Source organism: Allosphingosinicella sp. (assembly GCF_036387215.1).
Lineage (GTDB): Bacteria > Pseudomonadota > Alphaproteobacteria > Sphingomonadales > Sphingomonadaceae > Allosphingosinicella.
The window spans coordinates 1-4,580 of sequence record NZ_DASVUE010000335.1 but is presented as its reverse complement, the minus strand read 5'-3'; the positions used below and the strand labels follow the sequence as shown (position 1 = coordinate 4,580).

General features: G+C 66.2%; 2 protein-coding genes. One reads left to right on the top strand and one right to left on the bottom strand.

Translation table 11 applies throughout. From position 1 onward, the window contains the following. Window positions 1-2,292: TonB-dependent receptor domain-containing protein (locus VF662_RS13485; protein ID WP_464142154.1), on the top strand; the 2,292-nt coding region annotated here is incomplete at its 5' end. A 53-nt stretch (window positions 2,293-2,345) separates the two neighbouring features. Here the strand turns inward: VF662_RS13485 and VF662_RS13480 are convergent. Beyond that, on the bottom strand, window positions 2,346-4,580 hold a 2,235-nt coding region (locus tag VF662_RS13480), incomplete at its 5' end, for a [protein-PII] uridylyltransferase (protein ID WP_464142152.1).

The window sequence follows — 4,580 nt, the reverse complement described above, 5'->3', positions numbered from 1 at the left end:
CCGCGCTTCGAGCAGGAAGGCTATGCCGAGGCCAGCTACGGCAATTACGATTTCATGCGCCTCGGCGCCGGCTTCAACGCGCCGCTCAGCGAGGGCGTCGCAGCCCGCATTGACGGCGTCTACGTGAAGCGGGACGGCTTCCTGAAGGACGTGATCTCCGACCGCAGGTTCAACGGCCGCGACCGCTATCTCGTCCGCGGCAAGCTGCTGTTCGAGCCGAGCTCGGCCCTGTCGGTCCTGCTGATCGGCGATTATTCGAAGCGCGACGAGGAATGCTGCGCGGCAACCTATCTGCCGACGCAGGACGTGACCCGGGCCGCCGACGGCAGCCTGGTGTTCAGCCCCTCCTCCGTCGCGGGACTCATCCGCAAGACGACCTCGGCGGTGCCGGGGTCGGGCCTCGGCCGGGTGCTCGAGGACACCTATGCGCGCCAGGTGGCGATCACGCCGGGCCGCGACTTCCGCTCGGACGTCGAGGATTGGGGCCTGTCAGGCGAGATCAACTACGATTTCGGCGCCGCCACGCTGACCTCGATCACCGGCTACCGCCATTACGACCTGCAGCGCGGGCTCGATGCCGATTTCAACAATCTCGACATCCTCGCGCGCGCCGGCGACGGCCGCTTCTACAACAAGTTCAGGACCTTCACCCAGGAGGTCCGGCTCCAGGGATCGGCACTGGATGGCGTGCTCGACTGGCTCGTCGGCGGCTATTATGCCGACGAGACGCTGAAGACTGCCGACAACATCGCCTATGGCGCGGACTACAACCAGTTCGCCGCCGGCCGCGTCGGCCTTCTGAGCCCCGCGCTCGCGGCCTTCCCGCTGTTCGGCTTCCAGAACCTCAACGGCTTCAGCCAGGTCTTCGTCAACAGCCAGCTTGCCGGCATCCCGTCCGTTCCGGCGGCCGCGCGGCCGCTCGTGGTCAACGCGATTGCAAGCCAGGTCGTGAACACGTCCCTCAACGGTGGTGGACTTGATGATCGGTATGAGCAGAAGAGTCGCAACTTCGCGCTTTTCACGCATAACATCATCAATCTGACCGACCAGCTGTCGGTGACGCTCGGCGCCCGCTACACGAACGAGCGCAAGACGCTGGATGCGGATCTCAACAGCACCTCGGCCTGCGGCGCCTATGTCGGCAACATCACCCGGCTCCGGGCGCTCGCGGCTGCGTCGGCGGCAAATCCGACCGGCAACGGCGGGCTCAACCCGGTCATCGCGGCGCTTGCATCCGGCCTCGCCAACAGCGTGCTGGCGCCGATCGCCGGCCTTCCCTGCGTGATCAACTCCGTCAACGGCGACTTCTCGAGCCGCAAGAAGGAGAGCGAATGGTCGGGCACCGCGGTCGTCAGCTACAAGCCGACGGCGAAGCTCATGGCCTATGCCAGCTACTCGCGCGGCTATAAGGCGGGCGGCTTCAACCTCGACCGCGCGCCGCTCTTCAGCCCGGTGACGTTCGCCAGCACCACCAACCTCGACGTCCTGAAGTTCGCTCCGGAGAAGGTGGACGCGTTCGAAGTGGGCGCCAAGTTCAACGGCCGCAAGTTCGACGTCAACGTCGCCGCCTTCTACCAGATGTTCAAGACCTTCCAGCTGAACACGTTCAACGGCACCAACTTCTTCGTGACCGACGTGCGCGGCTGTAAGAACGATCTCGGCACGACCGACCAGGACATCACCGCCGGCAACAGCCTCTGTCAGGACACCCGCTCCGGCGTCACTTCCAAGGGCGTCGAGGTCGAAGCGTTCGTCTATCCGGTCCGCGACTTCACGCTCACCGCCGGCTTCACGCTCGCCAAGACCGAATATTACAAGGACCTCGCCGGCACCCCCGATTTCTACCAGCCGGCGAACGGAAACTCCCTGATCCCGGCGCTCTTCCTGATCCCGGGGCAGCAGCTTTCGAACGCTCCCAAATATGTGATCACCGGCTCGGCGACCTGGACTCCTCCGATCGGCAACCTGCGCGGCCTTTTCTACGGCGACTTCCGCTACCAGTCCGAATTCAACACCGGCTCCGACCTCTTCCCCGAGAAGAGGGAGATGGGCGTGATGGTGGTGAATGCGCGGGCCGGCATCGGCGCCCAGGACCGCCGCTGGAGCCTGGAGCTCTGGGCGCAGAACCTGTTCAACGAGGATTACAAGCAGGTGGCGTTCAATGCGACGCTGCAGGGCTCAAACACCTCGCTCGCTCAGACGCAGCGCTTCGGCACTCCGGCGACGCAGCTCTTCGGCGCTTTCCTCGCTGAGCCGCGCACCTACGGCATCACGGCGCGCACGCGCTTCTGATCGCCGCTGCCTGAAGAAAGAAGGGGCCTCGCCGGCGACGGCGGGGCCCTTTTCTATGCGGCCTTGAGCTTCTGGCCGCGGGTGGCGCCGGCGGCTTTCAGGAGGCGGGACTGGATCGACTTCAGCCGGGTGGGGTTCTCGATCTTCGTTCCGTCCCGGTCGGTGACGTAGAAGACGTCGACGGCGCGCTCGCCATAAGTGGCGATATGGGCGGAGTGGATGGTGAGCCGGGCCTGGAACAGCGCCTCGCCGAGCGCGCTCAGCAAGGCGGCGCGGTCGCGGGCATTGACCTCGATCACCGTATAGCGGTTCGAAGCCTGGTTATCGATAAACACCGCCGGCCGGATGTGGAACGCTCCCGCGCGGGCAAGCGGCAGCGCCTTGCCTTCGAGCCTGGCGGTGAGCGGCTCCTGCCCGTCCAGCGCTCCCAGCACCGCCTGCTCGAGCCGCTCGAGCTGGTGCGGATCGCCGAAGGGCGTGCCGTTCATGTCCTGGACGAGGAAATTGTCGAGCGCCATGCCGTCGATCGAGGTGTGGATGCGCGCATCGATGATGTTGCCGCCGGCAAGGCTGATCGCCGCCGCAAGCCGGTAGAAGAGGCCCGGCTGGTCCTTGGCGTAGACGGTGAGGAGGGTTGCGCCCCTTTCCTCCTGGACGCTCAAAGACAGCGGCTTGGTGCGGGTCGGCGAGCGATCGGCGGCTTCGGTGAAGATGGCGTTCCGCTCGAGCACGTCGATCGGCTCTGAAAGCCAGTAGGCGTCCGGCATCCGCCAGGCGAGGCGGGCGAAGCGGCTCTGCTCCCAGCCGAGCCGCTCGGCGAGCTCCGCCTGGATCGAATCCACCCGCTCGCGCCGCCCCTTCTGCTTGTGTCCGAGGAGGAGCATCTCCTCGGCCGCGTCGAACAGCGTGCGGAGAAGCTGCCGCTTCCAGCTGTTCCAGACCCCCGGCCCGACCGCGCGGATGTCGACGACGGTGAGCACCAGCAGCAGCCGCAGCCGCTCGATGCTCTTCACCTGCGCGACGAAGGCGGCGATGGTCTGCGGATCGGCCAGGTCGCGCTTGAAGGCGGTTGCGGACATGAGGAGGTGCCAGCGCACAAGCCAGGCGACCGCCTCCGTCTCCGCCTCGTCGAGGCCGAAGCGGGGGCAGAGCTCGCGCGCGACATCGGCGCCGATGACGCTGTGATCGCCGCCCCGGCCCTTGGCGATGTCATGGAGCAGCACGGCGACGTAGAGCACCCGGCGGGAGGAGATCCGCTTCACGATCGCGGTGGAAAGCGGATGATCCTCCTTGAGCTCGCCCCGCTCGATCCGGGAGACGAGGCCGATCGCCCGGATCGAATGCTCATCGACCGTATAATGGTGATACATGTCGAACTGCATCTGCGCGATCACCCGGCCGAAATCGGGAACGAAGCGGCCGAACACGCCGGCCTCGTTCATCCAGCGAAGCACCGTCTCCGGATCCCTTTGGCTGGTGAGGATGGCGAGGAAGAGGGCGTTGGCGCGCGGATCGGTGCGGACCTGGTTGTCGATCAGCTTAGAATCCCGGCTCGCGGCACGCATCGCCAGCGGGTGGATCTCGAGGCCGTTCTCCGCCGCCAGGGCGAAGATCTGGATAAGCCGCACCGGATCCTCGGCGAAGAAGGTATCTGACGGGAGGGCGAGCCGGCCGCGGTCGAGGACGAAGCCTTCGAGCTTGCCGGGGCGGCGGCGGATCGCCGGCAGGCCGAAGCGGCGGCCGGCGCGGGCGAACTTCTCGTCGAGATGCGACAGGAAGACACCGGTGAGGTCTCCCACCGTCTTAGCATGCAGGAAATAATGCTGCATGAAGCGCTCGACCGGAAGCTTGCCGGGCCGGGTGGCGTAATGCATTCGGCCGGCGATCTCGCGCTGATAGTCGAAGGTCAGCCGCTCCTCGGCCCGGCCGGCGATCAGGTGCAGGTGGCAGCGGACCGCCCACAGGAAGCGCTCGGCCTTCTGGAACTGGCGGAGCTCGTCCGGCGAGAGCAGGCCCTTGTCCACCAGCTCGGGCACGGAGCGGACCTGATAGACATATTTGCCGATCCAGAAGAGCGTGTGGAGATCGCGCAGCCCGCCTTTGCCTTCCTTGAGGTTGGGTTCGACCACGTAGCGGCTGTCGCCCATGCGGCGGTGGCGCGCGTTCCTCTCCTCGAGCTTCTCAGTGACGAAATTCTGGGCGTTCCCGGCCACCACTTCCGCCCAGAAACGGCTGTGCGCCTCGTCGCACAGGCGCTCGTCGCCCCAGACGTAGCGGGATTCGAGCAT